Annotated in this window: 16 protein-coding genes and 1 pseudogene; 8 read left to right on the top strand and 9 right to left on the bottom strand. The window is 72.6% G+C overall.

All coding sequences use genetic code 11. The features are described 5' to 3' along the window. Positions 1–23: 23 nt before the first annotated feature. From AB0M11_RS16275 to AB0M11_RS16305, 7 genes and pseudogenes are all read right to left on the bottom strand, one after another. Positions 24–845, bottom strand: coding sequence for a CoA ester lyase (locus AB0M11_RS16275; protein WP_365705766.1), 822 nt, complete (start codon positions 843–845; stop codon positions 24–26). Further along, entirely contained in the window at positions 842–2,143 is a 1,302-nt protein-coding gene (locus tag AB0M11_RS16280) for a CoA transferase (RefSeq protein WP_365705768.1), read from the bottom strand. The genes AB0M11_RS16275 and AB0M11_RS16280 overlap by 4 nt, the downstream gene beginning before the upstream one ends. Then, positions 2,140–3,033: a ribokinase gene (rbsK, locus tag AB0M11_RS16285; RefSeq protein WP_365705769.1), complete on the bottom strand. Its 894-nt coding sequence runs from the start codon at positions 3,031–3,033 to the stop codon at positions 2,140–2,142. The genes AB0M11_RS16280 and rbsK overlap by 4 nt, the downstream gene beginning before the upstream one ends. Continuing rightward, positions 3,030–4,511, bottom strand: coding sequence for an ADP-ribosylglycohydrolase family protein (locus tag AB0M11_RS16290; protein ID WP_365705771.1), 1,482 nt, complete (start codon positions 4,509–4,511; stop codon positions 3,030–3,032). Before AB0M11_RS16290 ends, rbsK begins: the two co-directional genes overlap by 4 nt. Continuing rightward, a complete protein-coding gene (locus AB0M11_RS16295) occupies positions 4,499–5,674 on the bottom strand; it encodes an ADP-ribosylglycohydrolase family protein (RefSeq protein ID WP_365705773.1) in 1,176 nt (391 codons plus the stop codon). The genes AB0M11_RS16290 and AB0M11_RS16295 overlap by 13 nt, the downstream gene beginning before the upstream one ends. A gap of 8 nt (positions 5,675–5,682) precedes the next feature. After that, entirely contained in the window at positions 5,683–6,801 is a 1,119-nt protein-coding gene (locus AB0M11_RS16300) for an ADP-ribosylglycohydrolase family protein (RefSeq protein ID WP_365705775.1), read from the bottom strand. Positions 6,802–7,259: 458 nt separating this feature from the next. Beyond that, a pseudogene (locus AB0M11_RS16305) lies at positions 7,260–8,249 on the bottom strand (ADP-ribosylglycohydrolase family protein); the annotation flags it as partial. 298 nt (positions 8,250–8,547) lie between these two features. On the opposite strand from AB0M11_RS16305, the gene AB0M11_RS16310 reads away from it, so the two are divergent. The 6 genes from AB0M11_RS16310 to AB0M11_RS16335 all read left to right on the top strand — a co-directional run bounded on the left by AB0M11_RS16310 (position 8,548) and on the right by AB0M11_RS16335 (position 18,986). Beyond that, positions 8,548–9,279 (top strand): VIT1/CCC1 transporter family protein, encoded by a 732-nt coding sequence (locus AB0M11_RS16310; protein ID WP_365705777.1) that lies wholly within the window; start codon positions 8,548–8,550, stop codon positions 9,277–9,279. Positions 9,280–9,653: 374 nt separating this feature from the next. After that, on the top strand, positions 9,654–14,249 hold the full coding sequence (gene gltB, locus AB0M11_RS16315; RefSeq protein ID WP_365705779.1) for a glutamate synthase large subunit: 4,596 nt from the start codon (positions 9,654–9,656) through the stop codon (positions 14,247–14,249). Further along, positions 14,242–15,702, top strand: a complete 1,461-nt coding sequence (locus AB0M11_RS16320) for a glutamate synthase subunit beta (RefSeq protein ID WP_365705781.1) — start codon at positions 14,242–14,244, stop codon at positions 15,700–15,702. The genes gltB and AB0M11_RS16320 overlap by 8 nt, the downstream gene beginning before the upstream one ends. Positions 15,703–15,883: 181 nt before the next feature. After that, positions 15,884–16,621, top strand: coding sequence for a VWA domain-containing protein (locus AB0M11_RS16325; protein WP_365705783.1), 738 nt, complete (start codon positions 15,884–15,886; stop codon positions 16,619–16,621). 76 nt (positions 16,622–16,697) lie between these two features. After that, positions 16,698–18,359 (top strand): cytochrome bc complex cytochrome b subunit, encoded by a 1,662-nt coding sequence (locus AB0M11_RS16330; protein WP_365705784.1) that lies wholly within the window; start codon positions 16,698–16,700, stop codon positions 18,357–18,359. A gap of 18 nt (positions 18,360–18,377) precedes the next feature. Then, on the top strand, positions 18,378–18,986 hold the full coding sequence (locus AB0M11_RS16335; protein WP_365705786.1) for a TetR/AcrR family transcriptional regulator: 609 nt from the start codon (positions 18,378–18,380) through the stop codon (positions 18,984–18,986). A 46-nt stretch (positions 18,987–19,032) separates the two neighbouring features. On the opposite strand, the gene AB0M11_RS16340 is transcribed toward AB0M11_RS16335, so the two are convergent. Together AB0M11_RS16340 and AB0M11_RS16345 are read right to left on the bottom strand one after the other, a co-directional pair. Next, a complete protein-coding gene (locus tag AB0M11_RS16340; RefSeq protein ID WP_365705788.1) occupies positions 19,033–19,923 on the bottom strand; it encodes a hypothetical protein in 891 nt (296 codons plus the stop codon). A gap of 92 nt (positions 19,924–20,015) precedes the next feature. Further along, positions 20,016–21,767, bottom strand: a complete 1,752-nt coding sequence (locus tag AB0M11_RS16345; protein ID WP_365705790.1) for a beta-galactosidase family protein — start codon at positions 21,765–21,767, stop codon at positions 20,016–20,018. Positions 21,768–21,889: 122 nt separating this feature from the next. Between AB0M11_RS16345 and AB0M11_RS16350 the strand changes: the two genes are divergently transcribed. Beyond that, on the top strand, positions 21,890–22,783 hold the full coding sequence (locus tag AB0M11_RS16350) for an AraC family transcriptional regulator (protein WP_365705814.1): 894 nt from the start codon (positions 21,890–21,892) through the stop codon (positions 22,781–22,783). An 11-nt stretch (positions 22,784–22,794) separates the two neighbouring features. Next, entirely contained in the window at positions 22,795–23,145 is a 351-nt protein-coding gene (locus AB0M11_RS16355) for a chorismate mutase (RefSeq protein WP_365705792.1), read from the top strand. Positions 23,146–23,281: the final 136 nt, after the last annotated feature.

The raw sequence follows: 23,281 nt of genomic DNA on the forward strand, positions 1-23,281 counted from the left end.
GCGGCGGAAGGAAAAGCCATGGATCAGCGGCGGTTGGTGAGGGAGAGGGTTCTGCGGGCTGCTGCCACGACCGCCGCGTCGATGAAGCTGCCGTCGGGGAGGGCCTGGGCGCCCTGTTCCGTGGTGGCTGCCTTGATGATCGTTTCGGCCTGTTCCAGTTCGGCCTCCGTGGGGAGGTAGGCCCGTTCGATGATCGGGAGCTGACGGGGGTGGATCGCCGCGCGGCCGAGGAAGCCCAGGGCGCGGCCGTGCGCGCAGGAGGCGGCGAGACCCTTGAGGTCCCGGGTGTCCGGGTGGACCGACTGGGGCGGTGGGGCGAGGCCTGCCGCCCGCGCGGCGACCACGATCCGGGAACGGGACCAGTCCAGGCCGATGTCGCCCCGTACGCCCAGGTCGGCGCGGAGGTCCGCCTCGCCCAGGGAGATGCCCCGCAGGGCCGGGTCGGCGGCGGCGATGGCGTAGGCGTGTTCGATGCCGAGGGCCGATTCGAGGAGGGCGTAGAGCGGGAGGGCGGTGGTCCGGGCCGCGACGTGGCGGATGTCCTGCGGGCCGGTGACCTTCGGGAGGCGGAGTCCGGCGAGACCGGGCAGGGAGCGCAGGGCCCGGACGTCGGCCGGCGCCCACGGGGTCCCCAGGGCGTTGATCCGGACGTGGACCGGCACCGGCTGGGGGTGGGCGAGGAGCTCCGCGGTGGCGGCGCGGGCGTAGTCCTTGCGGTCGGGCGCGACCGCGTCCTCCAGGTCGATCACCACCACGTCGGTCCCGGAGACCAGCGCCTTGGCGACCACGCGCGGCCGGTCGCCGGGCACGTACAGCCAGGTGAGCGGGAACGGCGCGGTGGTCATACGGCACCCTCCGCGCGCAGCGCCCGCACCTCGTCCGGGGTCAGGCCCAGCTCGGCCAGGACCTCCTCCGTGTCGGCACCGTGCGGACGGCCGGTCCAGCGGATCGCGCCGGGGGTGGCCGAGAGCCGGAAGAGCACGTTCTGCATGCGCAGCGGGCCCAGCTCGGGGTCGGGGACCGTGGTGATCGTGTTCAGCGCCTGGTACTGCGGGTCCTCCATGACGTCCCGTACGTCCTGGACGGGCGCCACCGCAGCCTCCGCCTTCTCGAACTCGGCCAGCACCTCGGCCCGGGAGCGGGTGGCGACCCAGTCGCCGACGGCCGCGTCGAGGACGTCGGCGTGCGCGGCCCGGCCGGCCCCCGTCGCGAACCACGGCTCGTCGATCAGATCCGGCCGCCCGACCAGGCACATCACGCGTTCGGCGATCGACTGGGCCGAGGTGGAGACGGCGACCCAGCTGCCGTCCGCCGTGCGGTAGGTGTTGCGCGGGGCGTTGTTGGCGGACCGGTTGCCGGTGCGTTCCTGGACGTAGCCGAGCTGGTCGTACCAGGTGGGCTGGGGGCCGAGGACGGCCAGGATCGGCTCGATGATCGCCATGTCGACGACCTGGCCCTCGCCGGTGCGGTCCCGGGCCGCGAGCGCGGTCAGCACGGCGTACGCGGTGGCCAGCGCCGCGATGGAGTCGGCGAGTCCGAACGGCGGCAGCGTCGGCGGGGCGTCCGGTTCGCCGGTGATCGCCGCGAAGCCGCTCATCGCCTCGGCGAGGGTGCCGAACCCGGGACGACGGGCGTAGGGGCCGAACTGGCCGAAGGCGGTCACCCGGGTCAGGACCAGCCGCGGATTGACGGCGGAGAGCTCCTCCCACCCGAGGTCCCACTTCTCCAGGGTGCCCGGGCGGAAGTTCTCGACGACCACGTCGGCGGTGGCGGCGAGCCGGAGCAGCGTGGCACGGCCGCCGGGCCTGGACAGGTCGAGGGTGATGGCCCGCTTGTTGCGGCCGAGCAGCTTCCACCACAGGCCGACGCCGTCTTTGGCCGGGCCGTGGCCGCGGGAGGGGTCGGGCTTGGTGGGGTGCTCCACCTTGATGACCTCGGCGCCGAAGTCACCGAGCAGGGTGGCGGCGAGGGGGCCGGCGAAGAGGGTGGCGAGGTCGAGGACGCGCAGGCCGGTGAGGGGCGGGAGCGCGGGCCGGGGCGGCGTCGCCGGGCCCTCGGCCGCCGTCGGGGCCGTGGCCGCGGTGGCCGCGGTGGGTGCGGTGGGTGTGGTGGCCGCGGTGGGTGCGGTGGGTGTCGTCCTCATGCGGTGTACTGGGCCTCGATCTCCGGGCGGTACGGCATCGACTCCGTCGCCCCTTCCCGCTGCACGGAGATCGCCGCCGCCGCGGCCGCCCACGACAGGGCCTCGCGGATCGGCTTCTCCTCGGCCAGGGCCACCGCGAGGGCGCCGACGAAGGTGTCGCCCGCGCCCGTGGAGTCCACGGCGGTCACCCGGGGAGCGGGGATGACCAGCGGCGCGGCGTCGCGGGTGAGGTAGAGGCTGCCGGCCCCGCCGAGCGTGACGACGACCTGCGGCACCCGGTCGAGGAGCGCCGCCGCCGCGTCGCGCGGGTCGGTGCGGTCGGTCAGGGTGGCCGCCTCCCGCTCGTTCGGCACCAGCAGGTCGATGCTGTCGAGGAGTTCGGACGGCAGCGGGCGGGCGGGGGAGGGGGTGAGGACGGTCCGGACGCCGTGCCGGCGGGCGGCCTGCGCACCGGCCACCACCGCGGCGAGGGGGATCTCCAGCTGGAGCAGGAGCATGTCGGCGGAGGCGATCACCCCTTCGTCGCCGGGGGCGAGGTGGTCGACGGTGCCGTTCGCGCCGGGGACCACCACGATCGCGTTGCCGCCCTCGTCGTCCACGACGATGTGCGCGGTGCCGGAGGGGCACTCGATGGTGCGCAGCGAGTCCGTGTCCACGCCGGAGTGTTCCAGGGTCTCGCGCAGCCGGACGCCGTAGGCGTCGTGGCCGACCGCGCCGATCATGGAGACCGTGGCGCCGGCGCGGGCGGCGGCGATCGCCTGGTTGGCGCCCTTGCCGCCGGGGATCGTGCGGAACGCGCGCCCCGTCACGGTCTCGCCGAGCTGGGGGGCCTTCTCGGCGTACGCGACGAGGTCCATGTTCAGGCTGCCTAGTACGGCGATGTGGGTCATGAGCGGGTCGCCTCCAGGTGGGTGAGGTGGGCGAGGGCGTCGAAGCCGGTGCCGTCGAAGCCGGCGACGGAGGTGGCGAGTCGGTTCTTGAGCGGGGTCGTCCAGCGGTCCGGGAGGGCGTCGGGGTCACCGGCGAGCAGTCCGGCGACGGAGCCCGCCGTCGCGCCGTTCGAGTCGGTGTCCCAACCGCCGCTCACGGCGCGGCAGACGGAGCCGGTGAAGTCGCCGTCGGCGTGGGTGAGGGCGGCGGCGATGAGGGCGGTGTTGGGGACGGCGTGCACCCAGTGGTGGGTGGGGGAGTGGGTGGCGTGGAGTTCGTCGACGACGGTGTCGAAGTCGGCGTGCGTCTCGGCGAGCCGGATCGCGTGGTCGACGGCCTGGGCGAGGCGCGAGTGGGGCGGCACGACGGACCGGCCGGTGCGCAGACAGGCGTGCACGTCGTGGGCGCCGGTGGCGGCGGTGGCGATGACGGCCGCCATGAACATCGCCGCGTAGACGCCGTTGGCGGTGTGGGTGAGGGTGGCGTCCCGGTGGGCCTGTTCGGCCGCGGCGGCCGGGTCGCCGGGGTTGGTCCAGCCGTGTGCGTCGGCGCGGATGAGGGCGCCGATCCACTCGCGGAAGGGGTTGCGGTGGCGGGCGGTCTGCGGGGGTTCGATGCCGGTCAGCAGGTTGCGGTAGGCGACGCGTTCGGCGGTGAAGGTGCGGCCTGCGGGGAGCTCGTCGAGCCAGAGGGCGGCCACGTCGGCGGTGCTGAAGCCCTTGGTGCGGCGCTGGAGCAGGAGGAGGTTGAGGAGGGGGTAGTTGAGGTCGTCGTCCTCGGGCATGCCGTCGATGTTCTCGGCGAGGGAGGTGGCGGCCGAGCGGCGGTTCCAGGGGTGGGCCGAGAGGAGGTCGGCGGGGACGCCGCAGGCGGTGAAGTAGTGGTTCAGGGGCCAGTTGCCGGTGGCGCGGGCGAGGTCGCGGATGGCGTGCAGCGGGAGCTTCTCGACGGGCTTGCCGAGCAGACAGCCGACGGCACGGCCCAGCCAGGCGGCGTGGTAGGCGCGGGCGGGTGGGGGCTGGGGGGTGGGGACACTGCCCGCGGCTGAGCTGGAAAGGAGCGGCGGCTGTAGCGCCCCGTCAGGGGCGCGGGGAACTGCGCGATCAGCCCCCGCGCACGCGCAGTCGCAGGACGGTCCGCACCGCCCTCCCCGTGGCGCAGTCGGCCACTCGGGACACAGCGCCTTGATCTCGGCCAGCTCCGTCGGCTCGTTCAACCGACTCGGCAGGTCCGCGAGTTCGTCGAGCAGGTCCTCCGCCAGTTGGCGCAGATAGCGGGACGCCCGGTCCGGCGAGGCCCCGGCCCGGCTCGGCGCGTCCGCGCCCCCCGCCGCCCGCCAGCGCGCAGCGATCGCCGACGGCTCCCGCCCGTCCTGCCGGGCCTGGCGCAGCTCATGGCCCAGCAGGTCCTCCGGCTGGACCCAGGTCAGGCGGAGCAACCGGTGCCTCCGAGGCGGGCGAAGGACTCCTCGTGGACGCGGCGGCGTTCCGTGTCGCGGGCGAAGATCTCGCGGGTCACGGCGGCCAGCGTGCGCGGCGGCTCCCAGAGGTCCAGGCGGCTGGCCTCCGCGACCCGCTTCGCCCACTCCTCCGGAACCGGCGAGCCCAGCGCCCCGGCGATCGCGCCCGCCATCGTCGCGATGGAGTCGCAGTCCCGGCCGTAGTTGACGGCGCCGAGGACGGCGTGCCGGTAGTCGCCGCCGGCCACCAGCACCATGCCCAGGGCGACGGGGAGTTCCTCGATGGCGTGGAGGCGCGAGGGACGCCGGGCGCCGAGGGAGGGAGACCGGTAGTCGGGGCCCACCGTGTCGTAGGGAGCGACCGCGGCGCGCAGCGGGACGAGCGCCGACTCGACGTCGGTGTGGTGCGCCGCCGCCGCACAGACCTTCTCGACCGCCTCGCGGGTGCCGTCCTTCGCCACGGACAGGCAGACGCCGATCACGGAGTCCGGTGTCGCGCCGGGCGCCGTCGCCGCCGCGACCGCCGCCGCGAAGACGCCCGCCGCCTCCCTGCCGTACGACGACTGGTGGGCGCCCGCGATGTCCAGTGCCTCGGCGTACGCGGCCCGCGGGTTGGCCGCGTTGACCAGGCCGACCGGGGCCATGTACATCGCGGCGCCGCAGTTGACGATGTTGCCGACGCCGGCCTCGCGGGGGTCGACATGGCCGTAGTGCAGGCGGGTTGCCAGCCACTTCTCGGCGAGGAAGACGCGGTGCAGGGGGAGCGCCTCCGCCTCCAGTTCCGGGATCCAGCGGGGGTTGGTCATCAGGTCCGGGACCAGGTGGTCGGCGATCGCGTACGCGTCGAGGTGGTCGCGGACCCTGTCGTACACCCGGACCAGCGCATGGGTCATCAAGGTGTCGTCGGTGACGTGCCCGTCGCCCTTGTGGTACGGCGCGATGGGGCGGGCGGTGCGCCAGGCGTCCCCGTTCCAGGGGCCGACGATGCCGTGCACGCGGCCGCCGTGGCGTTCGACGATCTGGTCGGGGGAGTAGCCCTCGACCGGGCCGCCGAGGGCGTCGCCGACGGCGGCCCCGACCAGTGCTCCGGTGATCCGGTCGTCGAGCGAAGCTCCGGCGCTTTCTTCTCCTTTGGGCGTCATGCACCGAATCATCCACCGGGACGGGCCGGTTGTGTGGCTTCCAGGAGTTCGGCGAGTTCCACGAGGTCGGTGCCGGTGAGGCGGGGGAGGGCGCAGCCGGAGAGGGTACGGCAGGCGTCCCGCCAGGACGCCGGGATCGCCTCGGCGCCGCCGAGGGCGCCGGTGACCGCGCCGGCCAGTGCGGGGGCCGAGTCGGCGACCCGCGACAGGCAGGCGGCGGCGGGTACGGCCTCGGCGATCCGGCCGCGGGAGGCGGTGGCGAGGGCGAGGGCGACCGGGACGGTCTCGGCGGCGGCGATGCCATAGCTGTAGACGTGGTCGACGATTTGGTGTTCGAGGAGGGGGACCAGGGCGAACGCGGAGTCCGCGGTGCCGGCGAGGGTGAGGGCGTGCCGGGCGTTACGGCCGATCTCGGTGGCCTCGGGGAGTTCGCCGAGGGCGGCCGCCACGCAGGTCTCGACCTCGGCGCCGACGAGGGCGAGGGCGAGGGCCGCGGCCATGGCACGGGCGCCGTGCACTCCGTCGCCGTCCTGGGTGTAGCGGGCGTCGAACTCGGCGAGGTCGGCTGCGCGTTCGGGGTCGCCGGGGTGGGCGACGGCGAGCGCGCAGGCGCGGACGCAGGCGGCGTCGTCGAAGTAGTGCGGGTTGTCGTGGCCGGTTGCGGGCGGGCGCAGGCCGGTGGCGAGGTTGCCGAGGCCGGCCCGGACGGAGATGCGGGCGCGCAGCGGGAGTACCGCCGACTCGATCTCCGGGGCGCGTTCGGCCGCGGCGGCGACCTCGGAGGCGACGGCGGTCCAGGTGAGGTCGATGGCGGCGCGGGTACGGAGCTCGCGGCTGAGGTCGCCGAGGAGGGTGTCCGCGCCGGCCCGCAGGACGGCTTCCGCGGCGAAGGCCGCCCACTCGGCGTCGTCGGAGGGGCCGAGGCGGAGGGGCTCGGGGGGCTGGTTGAGGGCGATGGGGACGGGGAGGGTGGTGGTCGCGTTCTGCTCGGCGAAGGTGTCCAGCTCGCGGGTGAGGCGGCGGGTCCACTCGGGCATCCGGGATGCGCGGTGCCGGGCGGAAGGCCAGCCGGCGGCGTCGCCTGCGGCGAGGCCCAGCAGGAGGCCCTCGATGCGCCGCCGGTTCACCGCAGCCCCTCGCTGCAGCTTGCCCCCAGGGGGCTCCGCCCCCTGGACCCCCGAGCCCGCGCCCGCCCGCCATCCGACTCGGTCGGCAGAAAGACGGCCGCGGGGGGTTCCGGCTCGGTGGGGAAGGACGCGGACGACTCGACTGGCAGCAAGGCCGATGCAGCGGAGTGCGACTCGGTGACGAGGGGGTCGGCTGGGGCGGGCCACGACTCGGTCGGCGGGGGAGCCGGGGTGGTGGGGTGTGGGTCGGTGGGGGCGAGGGTGGCTGGTCGGAGGTGTGGCGTGGTCGGCGGGTGGGCTGAGGTTGCGGTGGGTGGGTCGGTGGCGAGAAGGCTTGCCGGGGCAGGGTGTGGGTCGGTGGCGAGGAGGCTTGCCGGGGCAGGGTGTGGGTCGGTGGCGAGGGGGTCGGTGGTGGGTGGTTCTGTCGGGGGGGAGGGCGGTGGGGGTTGGGAGGTGGCCAGCAGCAGGTCGGCCACCTCCAGGACGTGGTGTCCTGCCATCGACGGCAGGCAGCTCCCCCGGGCCCGGCCGATCGCCGCCCCCCACTCCGGTGGGATCGCCGCCGCCCCCCGCGTCGCTCCGGCCAGCGCGCCGGCCACCGCGGCCGTGGTGTCCGCGTCGCGGCCCATGTTGACGGCCGTCAGCACCGCGTCCCGGAAGTCGCCGTCCGCCGCCGCGTACGCGCCGAAGGCCAGGGCCACCGCCTCCGGGGCCAGGTCGGTCCAGGGGTAGCCGCCGATGACCACCGCGGTGCGGACCGCCCGTTCGCCGCGGTGGGCGACCGAGACGGCCCGGCGCAGGGAGCGGGCCGTCCAGGAGTCGTCCGGGACCACCGCGAGGGCCGCCGCGACCACCGCCGTCGGCGGGGCCCCGGCCATCGCCGCCGCGACGCCCGCCGCCACCGCCTGGCCGCCGTAGATGCCCTCTCCCTCGTGGCTCACCGAGCCGTCGACGGCGACGAGCCGGGCCGCCTCGGCGGGGCGGCCCGCCGCGAAGACGCCGAACGGCGCCGCCCGCATGGCGAGGCCGTCGCTCCAGGCGTGCCGGTGCTGGGCGGAGATGGGGGCGGCCAGGCCCCGGCGGAGGTTCTCCAGTGTGCCGCGCTCGCTGAAGCCGGCGCCCTTGAAGGGGCCCTCGGCGCGGTCGGCGATCCACTCGTGCCAGGCCGCCTCGACGTGGGCCGGGGTGAGCGCCGAGCCGTGGCGGGCGAGGAGGAGCCCGGAGAAGATCGCGTACTCCGTGTCGTCCGTGCCCGCGGGGCGGTCGGTGACGTATCCCGTGATGCGACCCCAGCGGGCGCGGATCTCGGAGGGCTTCATGTTCTCCGCCGGTGCCCCCAGCGCGTCGCCCACGGCCAGGCCCAGCAGCGCGCCCCGCGCCCGGTCGCGCAGTGCGGAGGCGGGCCCGTCGGGAGCGGGGGCCGGCGGGGTGCAGACGATCGATGACATGGGCGGGCCTCTCCGGGAGGGCTGCGCTCAGGGGCGCGGAACCGTTTGCGGATGTGTCCCACCAACGGCGGTTGACCGCACCCTGAAGGGCCTCCGCATCACCCGGTCGACATCTGTGCAGTTCCTCGCACGTGTGAGCAGCGAGAGATAAAACCGCAGGTTAGCCGAGCCTTTCCTTGCTGGCGGCGGGGAATGTGACGACGTACGGTGAGCGTTGTCGAAAGATAGAACTTGTCCAAAGTTAGCTTTGCCTCAGCTTATTAGGGGCGCGCTGCGCGAACTTCTTGGGGGACCCCTCATGGCCGTCATCGAGACCCAGGCGACTCTGCACGAGGCCCACCGCGACAACCACACCCACCGGGACGTCAACGGCGGCTGGCTGCGGCCCGCGGTCTTCGGCGCCATGGACGGCCTGGTCTCCAACCTCGCCCTGCTGACCGGTGTGGCGGGCGGCGCCGTCGGCCACCAGACCATCGTCATCACCGGACTTGCGGGGCTGGCCGCAGGCGCCTTCTCGATGGCCGCCGGCGAGTACACCTCCGTCGCCTCGCAGCGCGAGCTCGTCGAGGCCGAGCTGGACGTGGAGCGGCGTGAGCTGCGCAGGCACCCGCAGGACGAGGAGGCCGAGCTGGCCGCGCTGTACGAGGCGCGGGGCGTCGAGCCGGAGCTGGCCCGGGAGGTCGCCCGGCAGCTGTCCGCCGACCCGGAGCAGGCGCTGGAGATACACGCCCGGGAAGAGCTCGGGATCGATCCCGGTGACCTGCCCTCGCCGCTGGTGGCGGCCGTCTCGTCGTTCGGGTCGTTCGCGCTGGGCGCGCTGCTGCCCGTGCTGCCGTTCCTGCTCGGTGCCACCGCGCTCTGGCCCGCCCTGCTGCTGGCGCTCGTCGGGCTGTTCGGATGCGGTGCCGTGGTGGCCAAGGTGACCGCGCGGAGCTGGTGGTTCAGCGGTCTGCGGCAGCTCGCGCTGGGCGGCGCGGCAGCCGGTGTGACGTACGCCCTGGGCGCTGTGTTCGGGACGGCCGTAGGATAGGGCGACTGGTACCTATGCGTTGGGCCGCATAAGTACCCGTTACTCGCTGGTTTCGAATGCTTAACCACTGGGCATGAGCCGTAAGCGCCGCAGGCAATGACGCCTGCCGGGCACCTGTGGGGTGCCGCGACGCTCACCCCGCCCCCCGCGGACCGATGGACACGGATCTGTCCGGATCGGTCCCCCACCACCTTGACCGCTTTGCGCGGTACCTCGCCGTACACCCCTGCGGCGTCCGCATGTTGGAACGGTGTATCCAGTTCCCGAGAATCGCTTCATCATGTAACCTGCGTGAAATTTCGCAACAAAAACGCAGAGGGCCAGCGTCGTCCCTCGGCACCTGCTATATGCCACTGACGACGACGGGAGAGCCGATGCGTACGCCGCGCCAGCCGTCCCAGCACTCCGCGAATGGCCAGAACTGGTCGTTCATGGATGCTCGCCCTGCTGCGCAGGGTATGTACGACCCCCGCAACGAGCGCGACGCCTGCGGCGTCGGCTTCGTGGCCACCCTCACCGGCGAGGCGAGCCATGCGCTGGTCGAGCAGGCGCTCACGGTTCTGCGCAACCTGGAGCACCGCGGCGCGACCGGCTCGGAGCCCGACTCCGGCGACGGCGCGGGGCTGCTCTCCCAGGTGCCCGACGCCTTCTTCCGCGAGGTGGCCGGATTCGAGCTGCCGGCGGCCGGTTCGTACGCCGTGGGCATCGCCTTCCTGCCCGAGGACGGCACCCAGGACGCCGTCTCGCGGATCGAGACCATCGCCGCCGACGAGGGCCTGACCGTGCTCGGCTGGCGCGAGGTCCCGGTCGCCCCGCAGCTGCTCGGCGCCACCGCCCGCTCCACCATGCCGGTCTTCCGGCAGCTTTTTGTCACCGACGGCGCCAGCGAGGGCATCGCGCTGGACCGCAAGGCGTTCGTGCTGCGCAAGCGCGCCGAGCGCGAGGTGGACGTCTACTTCCCGTCACTGTCCGCGCGGACCATCGTCTACAAGGGCATGCTGACCACCGGCCAGCTGGAGCCCTTCTTCCCGGACCTGTCCGACCGCCGCTTCGCGTCCGCGATCGCGCTCGTGCACTCCCGGTTCTCCACGAACACCTTCCCGTCGTGGCCGCTCGCGCACCCCTACCGCTTCGTCGCCCACAACGGTGAGATCAACACCGTCAAGGGCAACCGCAACTGGATGGTCGCCCGCGAGTCCCAGCTGGTCTCCGACCTGTTCGGCCCGCAGGAGAAGCTGGACCGGATCTTCCCGGTCTGCACCCCCGACGCCTCCGACTCGGCCTCCTTCGACGAGGTGCTGGAGCTGCTGCACCTGGGCGGGCGCTCGCTGCCGCACTCCGTGCTGATGATGATCCCGGAGGCGTGGGAGAACCACGCATCCATGGACCCGGCCCGCCGCGCCTTCTACGGCTTCCACTCCACGATGATGGAGCCCTGGGACGGCCCCGCCTGCGTCACCTTCACCGACGGCTCCCAGGTCGGCGCCGTTCTCGACCGCAACGGTCTGCGTCCCGGCCGCTACTGGGTCACCGACGAGGGCCTGGTCGTCCTCGGCTCCGAGGTCGGCGTCCTCGACATCGACCCCGCCAGGGTCGTCCGCAAGGGCCGCCTGCAGCCCGGCAAGATGTTCCTCGTCGACACCGTCGAGCACCGCATCATCGAGGACGACGAGATCAAGGCGACCCTCGCCGCCGCGCAGCCGTACGCGGAGTGGCTGGAGGCCGGCGAGATCGAGCTGGGCGACCTGCCCGAGCGCGAGCACATCGTGCACACCCACGCCTCGGTCACCCGCCGCCAGCAGACCTTCGGCTACACGGAGGAGGAGCTGCGCGTCATCCTCGCGCCGATGGCCAGGACCGGCGCCGAGCCGATCGGCTCCATGGGCACCGACTCGCCGATCGCGGCGCTGAGCGAGCGCCCGCGGCTGCTCTTCGACTACTTCACCCAGCTGTTCGCACAGGTCACCAACCCGCCGCTGGACGCCATCCGGGAAGAGCTGGTGACCAGCCTGCGCTCGTCCCTCGGCCCCTCGGGCAACCTGCTCGAACCGAACGCCGCCTCCTGCCGCTCGGTCGTGCTGCCCTTCCCGGTGATCGACAACGACGAGCTGGCCAAGCTCATCCACATCAACGCCGACGGCGACATGCCCGGGTTCAAGGCCGCGACCCTGTCCGGCCTGTACCGGGTCTCCGGCGGCGGCGAGACGCTGGCCGCGCGGATCGACGAGATCTGCGCCGAGGCCGACGCGGCCATCGAGAACGGCGCCCGGCTCATCGTCCTGTCCGATCGGCACTCCGACGCCGAGCACGCGCCGATCCCGTCGCTGCTGCTCACCGCGGCCGTCCACCACCACCTCATCCGCACCAAGCAGCGCACCCAGGTGGGCCTGCTGGTCGAGGCCGGGGACGTCCGCGAGGTCCACCACGTCGCCCTGCTGATCGGCTTCGGCGCCGCCGCCGTCAACCCGTACCTGGCCATGGAGTCCGTCGAGGACCTGGTCCGCGCGGGCACCTTCCTGCCGGGCATGGAGGCCGAGCAGGCCATCCGCAACCTGATCTACGCCCTCGGCAAGGGCGTCCTGAAGGTCATGTCCAAGATGGGCATCTCGACGGTCGCCTCCTACCGCGGCGCCCAGGTCTTCGAAGCCGTCGGTCTCGAGGCGGGCTTCGTCGACAAGTACTTCAACGGCACCGCCTCCAAGATCGGCGGCGTCGGCATCGACGTCATCGCCAAGGAGGTCGCCGCCCGCCACGCCAAGGCCTACCCGGCCTCCGGCATCGCTCCCGCGCACCGCGCGCTGGACATCGGCGGCGAGTACCAGTGGCGACGTGAGGGTGAGCCGCACCTGTTCGACCCGGAGACGGTCTTCCGCCTCCAGCACTCCACGCGCTCCGGCCGCTACGACATCTTCAAGAAGTACACGGACCGCGTGAACGAGCAGTCCGAGCGGCTGATGACCCTCCGCGGCCTGTTCGGCTTCAAGTCCGACCGCCCGTCGATTCCCGTCGACGAGGTCGAGCCGGTCTCCGAGATCGTCAAGCGGTTCTCGACCGGTGCCATGTCGTACGGCTCCATCTCGCGCGAGGCGCACGAGACCCTCGCCATCGCCATGAACCAGCTGGGCGGCAAGTCCAACACCGGTGAGGGCGGCGAGGACCCGGACCGCCTGTACGACCCGGCCCGCCGGTCCGCCATCAAGCAGGTCGCCTCCGGCCGCTTCGGTGTGACCTCGGAGTACCTGGTCAACGCGGACGACATCCAGATCAAGATGGCCCAGGGCGCCAAGCCCGGCGAGGGCGGCCAGCTGCCCGGCCACAAGGTCTACCCGTGGGTCGCCAAGACCCGGCACTCCACCCCGGGTGTCGGCCTGATCTCCCCGCCGCCGCACCACGACATCTACTCCATCGAGGACCTGGCCCAGCTGATCCACGACCTGAAGAACGCGAACCCGAAGGCGCGGATCCACGTCAAGCTGGTCTCCGAGGTCGGCGTCGGCACGGTCGCGGCGGGTGTGTCCAAGGCGCACGCGGACGTGGTGCTGATCTCCGGCCACGACGGAGGCACCGGTGCCTCCCCGCTGACGTCGCTGAAGCACGCGGGCGGCCCCTGGGAGCTCGGTCTCGCCGAGACCCAGCAGACCCTGCTGCTCAACGGCCTGCGCGACCGCATCGTCGTGCAGACCGACGGCCAGCTGAAGACCGGCCGTGACGTCGTCATCGCCGCGCTGCTCGGCGCCGAGGAGTTCGGTTTCGCGACCGCGCCGCTCGTCGTCTCGGGCTGCATCATGATGCGCGTCTGCCACCTCGACACCTGCCCGGTCGGCGTCGCCACCCAGAACCCGGTGCTGCGCGACCGCTTCACCGGCAAGGCCGAGTACGTGGTGAACTTCTTCAGGTTCATCGCCGAGGAGGTCCGCGAGATCCTCGCCGAGCTGGGCTTCCGCTCCATCGAGGAGGCCGTCGGCCACGCCGAGGCGCTCGACGTCACCCGCGCCGTCGACCACTGGAAGGCGCAGGGCCTGGACCTGGCCCCGCTCTTCCACGTGCCCGAGCTGCCCGAGGGCGCGGCGCTGCACCAGACCGTCGCGCAGGACCACGGCCTGGAGAAGGCCCTGGACAACGAGCTGATCAAGCTCGCCTCCGACGCCCTGGCCGCCTCCAGCGCCACCGACGCCCAGCCGGTGCGCGCCCAGATCAAGGTGCGCAACATCAACCGCACGGTCGGCACCATGCTCGGCCACGAGGTGACGAAGAAGTTCGGCGGCGCCGGTCTGCCCGACGACACCATCGACATCACCTTCACCGGCTCGGCCGGCCAGTCCTTCGGCGCCTTCCTGCCGCGCGGTGTCACCCTCCGCCTGGAAGGCGACGCCAACGACTACGTCGGCAAGGGCCTCTCCGGCGGCCGTGTCATCGTCCGTCCGGACCGGGCGGCCGACCACCTCGCCGAGTACTCCACCATCGCGGGCAACACCATCGCCTACGGCGCGACCGGCGGCGAGCTGTTCCTGCGCGGCCGGACCGGTGAGCGGTTCTGCGTCCGCAACTCCGGTGCGCTGGTGGTCTCGGAGGGCGTGGGCGACCACGGCTGCGAGTACATGACCGGCGGCCACGCGGTGGTCCTCGGCGAGACGGGCCGCAACTTCGCGGCCGGCATGTCCGGCGGCGTCGCCTACGTGATCGACCTGAACGTCGACAACGTCAACGTCGGCAACGTGAGCGCCGTCGAGGCCCTCGACGACGCCGACCGGCAGTGGCTGCACGACGTGGTGCGCCGGCACGCCGAGGAGACCGGCTCGACGGTCGCCGAGAAGCTGCTCGCCGACTGGGACACGGCCGTGCAGCGGTTCAGCAAGATCATCCCCAGCACGTACAAGGCAGTGCTCGCCGCCAAGGACGCCGCCGAGCGAGCCGGTCTCTCCGAGACCGAGACCCACGAGAAGATGATGGAGGCGGCGATCAATGGCTGACCCGAAGGGCTTCCTGAAGCACGGCCGTGAGGTCGCCGAGACCCGTCCCGTCAGCGAGCGCGTCAAGGACTGGAACGAGGTCTACGTCCCCGGTTCCCTGCTGCCGATCATCAGCAAGCAGGCCAGCCGGTGCATGGACTGCGGCATCCCGTTCTGCCACAACGGCTGTCCGCTCGGGAACCTGATCCCCGAGTGGAACGACTTCGCCTACCGCGAGGACTGGACGGCGGCCTCCGAGCGGCTGCACGCGACCAACAACTTCCCCGAGTTCACCGGTCGCCTCTGCCCGGCCCCCTGCGAGTCGGCGTGCGTGCTCGGCATCAACCAGCCGGCCGTCACCATCAAGAACGTCGAGGTCTCCATCATCGACAAGGCGTGGGAGGCGGGCACGGTCAAGCCGCAGGCCCCCGAGCGCCTGTCCGGCAAGACCGTCGCCGTCATCGGCTCGGGCCCCGCGGGCCTGGCCGCCGCCCAGCAGCTGACCCGGGCCGGCCACACCGTCGCCGTCTACGAGCGCGCCGACCGCATCGGCGGCCTGCTCCGCTACGGCATCCCCGAGTTCAAGATGGAGAAGCGGCACATCAACCGCCGTATCGAGCAGATGCGCGCGGAGGGCACCCGCTTCCGTACCGGTATCGAGATCGGCCGCGACCTCAGGGCGACCGACCTGAAGAAGCGGTACGACGCGGTCGTCATCGCCGCCGGCGCCACGACCGCCCGTGACCTTCCGGTCCCCGGGCGGGAGTTGAAGGGCGTCTACCAGGCGATGGAGTACCTGCCGCTGGCCAACAAGGTCCAGGAGGGCGACTACGTGGTGTCGCCCGTCTCGGCCGAGGGCAAGCACGTGGTCGTGATCGGCGGCGGCGACACCGGCGCGGACTGCGTCGGCACCGCCCACCGCCAGGGCGCGGCCTCCGTCACCCAGCTGGAGATCATGCCCCGGCCGGGCGAGGACCGCGCGCCGCACCAGCCGTGGCCGACCTTCCCGATGCTCTACAAGGTCACCAGCGCCCACGAGGAGGGCGGCGAGCGGGTCTACTCCGTCTCGACGACCCACTTCGAGGGCGACGAGGACGGCAACGTCCAGTGGCTGCACCTCACCGAGGTGGAGTTCGTCGACGGCAGGCTGACCCCGAAGCCGGGCACCGAGCGGAAGATCCCGGCCCAGCTGGTCACCCTCGCCATGGGCTTCACCGGCACCGACCGCGTCAACGGCCTGGTCGAGCAGTTCGGTCTCGACCTCGACGAGCGGGGCAACATCGCCCGGGACGCCGACTACCAGACCAACGTGCCCGGCGTCTTCGTCGCCGGTGACGCGGGCCGCGGCCAGTCCCTGATCGTCTGGGCGATCGCCGAGGGCCGCTCGGCCGCCAAGGGCGTCGACCGCTTCCTGACCGGAGCGAGCGACCTCCCGTCCCCGATCCGCCCGACGGACCGCTCGCTGATGGTCTGACCTCTCAGGAGACGTCCCGTACAACGGCGTACGGGCGGGCCGTCCGGGGGGACACCCCCCCCGGACCCCCCGTAGACGGCGCCTGCCCCACAGTCCCCGACCGGACGACCGGGCAGGCGCCGCCGCCTTTCCGCGATCAAGTAACCTCGGCCTCCCGGACCGGAGCGAGGGGGAGCAGGGCATGGCCGCGATCAGTCTCAGCAAGATGGAGCGGACCGCGCCCGCCCTGGTCGGCTCGTACCGGTCGGCCGGGATCTCCCTCACCAAACACGGCCTCGACGGGCTCCGGGCCGCCGTCTACCTGGTCGTCGACCACTCCGGCTCGATGAAGCCCTACTACGCCGACGGCAGCGTGCAGGCACTCGCCGACCGGGTCCTCGGCCTCTCCGCGCACCTGGACGACGACGGCCGGGTGCCCGTCGTCTTCTTCTCCACCGACATCGACGCGGTCACCGGCATCGAGCTGGCCGGACACGCGGGCCGCATCGAGAAGATCGCGGCCGGGCTCGGCCACATGGGCAAGACCAGCTACCACCTGGCCATGGACGCGGTGATCGACCACTACCTGGACAGCGGCGCCACGGACCCCGCCCTGGTCGTCTTCCAGACCGACGGCGGCCCGATCAACAAACTCGCCGCGGAACGCTACCTGTGCAAGGCGGCCAGGCTGCCCCTGTTCTGGCAGTTCGTCGGCTTCGGCGACCCGCACAGCAAACAGTTCGACTTCCTGCGCAAGCTCGACGAACTGGCGGTGCCGGCCAAGCGGGTGGTGGACAACGCGGGCTTCTTCCACGCCGGTTCGGACCCGCGGAAGGTGCCGGACGGTGAGCTGTACGACCGTCTCGTCGGCGAGTTCCCGCAGTGGCTGGCGGCGGCGCGGGCGGCGGGCATCGTCGGGGCGGGCGTGGGGACGCGCTGACTTTACGCCGCCCCGTTGGCTGTAGCGCTCCGGCGTGCCACCCTGAGGGGTGATCCGGCGGGGAGGCGGGCGACGTATGGACGACGGCGCGCGAACGGTGAACGGGCAGGCACGGGCGGGAAGTTCGGCACACCGAGCGGATCCCCCGGGCAAGGGCGAGAAGCTGGCGGACTGGGCCGACGGGCGGCTCGGGATCTACGCCCTGGCCAAGGCGAACATGCGCAAGGTGTTCCCGGACCACTGGTCCTTCATGCTGGGCGAGATCTGCCTCTACAGCTTCCTCATCCTGATCCTCACGGGCGTCTACCTCACCCTGTTCTTCGAACCCAGCGGCGCCGAGGTCGTCTACCACGGCACCTACCAGCCGCTGAACGGCATCGTCATGACCAAGGCGTACGAGTCGACGCTGCACATCAGCTTCGACGTGCGCGGCGGCCTGCTGATCCGGCAGATCCACCACTGGGCGGCACTGGTCTTCGTGGCCGGCATGGTCGTCCACATGATGCGGGTGTTCTTCACCGGCGCCTTCCGCAAGCCCCGCGAGATCAACTGGCTGTTCGGCTGGACCCTGCTGTTCCTCGCCATCCTCACCGGACTGACCGGCTACTCGCTCCCCGACGACCTGCTCTCCGGCACCGGCGTCCGGTTCGCCGACGGCGCGATCCTGTCGGTCCCGATCGTCGGCTCCTACCTCTCGATGTTCCTGTTCGGCGGGGAGTTCCCCGGCCACGACATCATCTCCCGCTTCTTCCCGATCCACGTCCTGCTGCTGCCCGGGATCATGCTGGGCCTGGTCGTGGCCCACCTGATCCTGGTCTTCCACCACAAGCACACCCAGTACCCGGCGCCCGGACGCGACCAGAAGAGCGTGGTCGGCATGCCCTTCCTGCCGGTCTACATGGCCAAGGCCGGCGGGTTCTTCTTCCTCGTCTTCGGCATCCTCGCGGTCATCGGCGCCGTCGCCACCATCAACCCGGTGTGGGCCTTCGGTCCCTACCGCCCCGACCTGGTGACCACCGGCGCCCAGCCCGACTGGTACCTGGGCTTCTCCGAGGGCCTGATCCGCGTGATGCCGGGCTGGGAGATCAACGCCTGGGGCCACACCCTGGAACTGGGCGTCTTCATCCCCTTCTCGCTCTTCCCGCTCTTCCTCCTGGCCATCGGCATCTACCCGTTCATCGAGGCGTGGATCACCGGCGACCGGCGCGAGCACCACATCCTCGACCGCCCGCGCAACGTCCCCGTCCGGACCGCCCTCGGCGTGGCCTGGCTCAGCCTCTACTTCGTCCTCCTGGTCGGCGGCGGCAACGACATCGTCGCCACCCACCTCCACCTCTCCATCAACTCGATCACCTGGTTCGTCCGGATCTCCGTCTTCGTCGTCCCCGTCCTCGCCTTCGTCCTCACCAAGCGGATCTGCCTCGGCCTGCAGCGCCGGGACCGCGACAAGGTCCTGCACGGCCGGGAGACCGGCCTCATCAAACTGCTCCCGCACGGCGAGTACGTCGAGGTCCACGAACCCCTCAGCCAGGACCGCCTGTTCGTGCTGACCCAGCACGAACAGGACCCGCCCTACGAGCTGGGGCCGCCGGTGGACGCGAACGGGGTGCGGCGCAGGGTCACGCCCGCCCAGCGGGTACGGGCGAGCCTGGCGAAGGGGATGTTCGGTCCGGGCACCCACATCCCGAAGCCGACGCAGGAGGAGTACCGGGAGATCACGAGCGGGGATCACCACTAGGCACACCAGAATGGTCCCGTGCCGACCAAGAAGAAGCCCCAGGCGACCGCGGCCCCCGCCCGGCGCCGCGAACTCCTCGAGACCGCCGCCGAGGTCTTCGCCGAGCAGGGCTACAACGCCACCACCGTACGCAAGATCGCGGACCGGGCCGGTCTGCTCGCCGGCAGCCTCTACTACCACTTCGACTCCAAGGAGTCGATGCTGGAGGAGATCCTGCGGACCTTCCTCGACGAGCTCTGGGACGGCTACGACAGCGTCCTGGACGCCGCGCTCGGTCCCCGTGAGACCCTCGAAGCCCTGGTCACCGAGTCCTTCCGGGAGATCGACCGGCACCGCGCCGCCGTCGCCATCTACCAGAAGGAGAGCAGGCAGCTGGTCGCGCAGGAGCGGTTCGGTTTCCTCGCCGAGTCGCAAGCCAGGTTCGAGACGGCGTGGCTGTCGACGCTGGAGCGCGGGGTCGCCGCGCGCGTCTTCCGCGCCGACCTCGACGTCCGCCTCACCTACCGGTTCGTCCGCGACACCGTGTGGGTCGCCGCCTCCTGGTACCGGCCCGGCGGCCGGCACAGCCCGGAGGAGATCGCCCGGCAGTACCTGTCGATGGTGCTGGACGGGATCGCCGTACGGTGACCGCGGCGAAGGCCGGCGCCCCCGCCGGCCCCCGCGGCGCCGTGGGCTAGGTGTCGCACTCCAGGACCGTCCGGCACAGCGAGCAGCGGGCCCGGACCCGGCCCCGGACCGGCACCCGGATCCGCTGGTGGCAGGTCGGGCAGGGGAACGAGACCCGCAGCCGGCCGCCGCTGTCGGGGGTGAAGGCGTAGGAGGCGCCGGCCTGGGCGGGCGGCGCGGCGGGGGCGTGCCGGCGGTCGCGGGCGTAGCGGCGGCGGCCCGCCCAGCCCGCGGCGGTCAGCGGCGGCTGCTCCTCGTCCTGGCGGGCCCTGGCCATGCCCTTCTGGTACGCCGTGTAGGCCTGCGGGCTGGTGAACCACACCGACGGGTCCTCGTGGAAGACGAGGGCGCGCTTGGCCAGCACGTAGCCGAACTCCTCCGGCGTGAGGTAGCCGAGCTTCTGGGACGCCTCCCCGTGCTCCCGGTAGGCGTCCAGGAGCAGCCAGCCGGCCCCGAGGTAGGTGGTCGCCGTGTCCGTGAGGATCTCGTTCTCCCGGACGCCCGGGAAGGACAGGTCCAGGCGGTGCAGGTACACGTGCGTCACCTCGTGGGCGAGGGCCGCGCCGATGTCCCTGCGGTGGGTGCGGAAACGGTCGTTCAGCTCGACGAAGTACTCGGGGCCCGCGGTCAGTTCGACGTTCGCCGCGTGGGTCATGTCCTTGAAGCCGACGATCATGCGGGCGTCGGGCAGCCGGAAGTGCCGGACGATCTCGCGGGCGACGCGCTGCGAGCCGAGGTGGAGGTCGTCGGTGTCGCAGAACGCGACGTCGGCGGGGAGGACGCTGGTGGCGAAGGTCTGGACGGTGTCGTACGACAGGCGCCGGTACAACGCCGTGATGGCGGCCCGCACGGTGTCCAGGTGCGGGTAGCCGTGTTCCACCGGGCCGCCGTTCGCCACGTCCCCTACCCCCACAGACGCCGCCGGAGCTGTCCTTCTCAGTATGCGGGGGACGGGGAGGGACAGCCGTACCCCGACACGGTCCCGCGCCCCTAGAGGGGAGTGACGCGTGCCGTTCCCTGATCGGTCTCCTGGAGCTCCAGGACCCAGATCTCGTTCGCGCCCTCCCGCAGGACCGGACCCGGGACGTACAGCGACCCCTGCGGGCCCGTCGACCAGTAGCGCCCCAGGTTGAAGCCGTTGATCCAGACGAAGCCCCGCGTCCAGCCGGGCAGCTCCAGGCGGGCGTCAGCGGCTTCGGGCACCGTCACCGTCCCCCGGTACAGGCCCGGTGCGCCCTCCTCCGGCAGCGGGCCGAAGGGCACCGCCTCCACGCCCCCCTCGAAGGCGTCCAGGTCGAGGCCGCGCGCGCGTACCCCGTGCAGGAACTGCCGCTCGTGCAGGAGACCGCCGGAGACGCCCTTGGGCTCGCCGGAACGGGGGCCGTAGTTGACGCGGCCCAGGGACTCCACCCACAGCTCCACCCGCGCGGGGCCGGCGACCGGCTCCTTGAGCTGGGGCTCCTCCTCGGTGAGGACCCCGGCCCGCTCGCCGTCGACGTACACGACCGCGAGGTCGCGCAGGCCCCGCGCGGTGAGCGGGTACGGCCGGCGCGGACCCGGCACGTCCACCGTGTAGCGGACCAGGCCCCGGGCGATGTCCAGTTCCTCGAAGGTGGGCGGGACCGGGTGGACGCGTTCCGGGCCGCCCAGGGCGTCCAGGACGCCGGCGAGCGGGGCCCAGCCGGTCAGCTCCACGTCCGCCGGCGAGGCCAGCGCGGCCGGTGCGGGCGGCAGATCGGGCAGCGGGCCGTCGTGGTACCCGGCGAGCACCTCGCGGAAGCGCCAGAACTTCTCGGTGGGGCGGCCGTACTCGTCGATCGGCGCGTCGTAGTCGTACGACGTCACGTCCGCCTCCAGCGGGCCCTCGTGCAGCTCGCCGCCGGGGCGGTTGGCGCCCGCCCAGCCGGCGAAGTTGGTGCCGCCGTGCGCCATGTAGACGTTGACGGACGCCCCGCACTCCAGGATCTCCCGCAGCGCGGCCGTCGCGTCCTCGGCGTCCCGTACGACGTGCTCGCCGCCCCAGTGGTCGAACCAGCCGCACCAGAACTCCATGCACATCAGCGGGCCGCGCGGCTGGTGGCGGCGGAGCGTCTCGAAGGCCTCGCGCGCGTGCGAGCCGAAGTTCGCCGTCGCGAGCAGCCCGGGAACCGAGCCGCCGCTGAGCATGTGGTCCTCGGGGCCGTCCGAGGTGACCAGCGGCACCGTGACCCCCTCGGCCCGCAGCAGGTCGGTGAGGTGGGCCAGGTAGGCGGCGTCGGAGCCGTAGCTGCCGTACTCGTTCTCGACCTGCACCATGATCACGGGACCGCCGCGGTCCAGCTGCCGGGACACCACCTCGGGCAGCAGCAGGCGGAACCAGCGGTCCACGTACTCGAGGAAGCGCTCGTCACGCGTGCGTGCCCGTGCGCCCAGCTCACCGGTCACCCAGTGCGGCAGCCCGCCGTTCTCCCACTCCGCGCAGATGTACGGCCCCGGCCGCACGATCGCCCACAGCCCCGCCTCATGGGCCGCGTCCAGGAAGCGGCCGAGCGCCGGGACGTCCCGGTAGTCGCCCGGGTGCGGCTCGTGCAGGTTCCACGGGACGTACGTCTCCACGCAGTTCAGGCCCATGGCCCGCAGCAGCGCCAGTCTGTGGCCCCACTGCTCCTCGTGCACCCGGAAGTAGTGCAGCGCGCCCGACAGCAGCCGTACCGGCCGGCCGTCCAGCAGGAAATCGGTTTCGCCCACCGTGAAGTCGCTCATACGCTCACCTTGGCCTGCTGGCGCGCACCGAGACCATGGACAAAGATCAGCAGCACTTGGACGGAAGAGACGCACGGAAGGGGCGCGCAGTGCCGCACGGAGCGCCGGTCTTCCGCACCTGGATGCGGTTCTTCACGCCCGGCGCCGTCCACCACCGCCTCGGCCTGGTCTGCCTCGGCGTCGGCCTCCAGCACGGCGCGGTGCCCGCTGTCGGCCCGCGCCTGCTGGACGGACACGTCGCCGTGGTGATCAGCTCGGGCCGGGGCTGGTTCCGCACCCCCGACGGGCGCCGCACCACCATCACCGCCCCCGCGCTGGTGTGGCTCACACCCGGCGTCCCGCACCACTACGGACCCGACCCGGACAGCGGCTGGGACGAGGCCTTCGTGACCTTCACCGGGCCCGACACCGCGACCTACACGGAACTCGGCTACATCGAGCCGGAGCGTCCCGTGGTGCCCCTCTCGGACGCCACCGGACCCCGTGACGTCATCGCCCGGATCGCCAGGGCCGCCCGCCAGGGCAACCCCCTCCTGGAGGTCGAGACCGGCGCCGCCGTGCACGAGCTGCTGGTCGCCCTGCGCCGCGCGCGTGCCGACCTCGCCCCGGACGGCGATCCGGTGCTGCACGCGCTGGCCCGGGACGCCTGCACCGGGATGACCGTCGCCGACCACGCGGCCCGGCACGGCATGACCCCGGCCGAGCTGCGCACCGCCGTCCGCCGGGTCGCCGGGTGCAGCCCCAAGGACTATCTGATCGGCGTCCGGCTCGGCCGGGCCCAGGAACTCCTCGCCACCACCGAACTGTCCGTCGCCGCCGTCGCCCGCCGCGTCGGGTACGACGACCCGGCCTACTTCTCCCGCCTGTTCACCCGCCGGGTGGGCACGGCCCCCGTGCGCTTCCGCGCCCAGCAGAGCCGGGCCGTGCCCGAGAGCCGCCAGGTGGACGGCGAACCGGGCCCGCCGGTGGCCGAACCGGCCCCCCGGCCCTCGGGGACCACCCCGCCGCCCCCTTAGGGTGGACGTCCATGACCACCAGCAACACCGGTACCGGTGACGTCGACCCCGCGGTCCGCGAGGAACTCGGCCGGCTGCGCGACAGCATCGACAACATCGACGCCGCCGTCGTCCACATGCTCGCCGAACGCTTCAAGGCCACCCAGCAGGTCGGCCGCCTCAAGGCGGTCCACCGGCTGCCCCCGGCCGACCCGGCCCGGGAGGCCCGGCAGATCGCCCGGCTGCGCTCCCTCGCCGAGAACGCCAAGCTCGACCCCGCCTTCGCGGAGAAGTTCCTGAACTTCATCATCGCCGAGGTGATCAGGCACCACGAGTCCATCGCCGAGGACACCGTGAACGGGCGGGAGCCGGGCGGGCACTGAGCCGAGGCGCCCGCCGCGGGCCTCGGCGCACGCCCTGGAGAGCGTCCGGCACCGCGGGGCGACCCCCGCGCGGTGACGCGGCGCTCGGACCGGCGCTCTGTCCGGCGCTCGGACCGGCGCTCACGGCGCGCAGGGA

Source organism: Streptomyces sp. NPDC051987 (genome assembly GCF_040680735.1).
Classification (GTDB): Bacteria; Actinomycetota; Actinomycetes; order Streptomycetales; family Streptomycetaceae; genus Streptomyces.

Coding starts and splice junctions, on each gene's coding strand:
- AB0M11_RS16350 (WP_365705814.1), top strand. CDS start 21,890: ATGCGGTTCTTCACGCCCGGCGCCGTCCACCACCGCCTCGGCCTGGTC.
- AB0M11_RS16295 (WP_365705773.1), bottom strand. CDS start 5,674: ATGACGCCCAAAGGAGAAGAAAGCGCCGGAGCTTCGCTCGACGACCGG.
- AB0M11_RS16355 (WP_365705792.1), top strand. CDS start 22,795: ATGACCACCAGCAACACCGGTACCGGTGACGTCGACCCCGCGGTCCGC.
- AB0M11_RS16280 (WP_365705768.1), bottom strand. CDS start 2,143: ATGAGGACGACACCCACCGCACCCACCGCGGCCACCACACCCACCGCA.
- AB0M11_RS16310 (WP_365705777.1), top strand. CDS start 8,548: ATGGCCGTCATCGAGACCCAGGCGACTCTGCACGAGGCCCACCGCGAC.
- AB0M11_RS16325 (WP_365705783.1), top strand. CDS start 15,884: ATGGCCGCGATCAGTCTCAGCAAGATGGAGCGGACCGCGCCCGCCCTG.
- gltB (WP_365705779.1), top strand. CDS start 9,654: ATGCGTACGCCGCGCCAGCCGTCCCAGCACTCCGCGAATGGCCAGAAC.
- AB0M11_RS16330 (WP_365705784.1), top strand. CDS start 16,698: ATGGACGACGGCGCGCGAACGGTGAACGGGCAGGCACGGGCGGGAAGT.
- AB0M11_RS16345 (WP_365705790.1), bottom strand. CDS start 21,767: ATGAGCGACTTCACGGTGGGCGAAACCGATTTCCTGCTGGACGGCCGG.
- AB0M11_RS16320 (WP_365705781.1), top strand. CDS start 14,242: ATGGCTGACCCGAAGGGCTTCCTGAAGCACGGCCGTGAGGTCGCCGAG.
- AB0M11_RS16275 (WP_365705766.1), bottom strand. CDS start 845: ATGACCACCGCGCCGTTCCCGCTCACCTGGCTGTACGTGCCCGGCGAC.
- rbsK (WP_365705769.1), bottom strand. CDS start 3,033: ATGACCCACATCGCCGTACTAGGCAGCCTGAACATGGACCTCGTCGCG.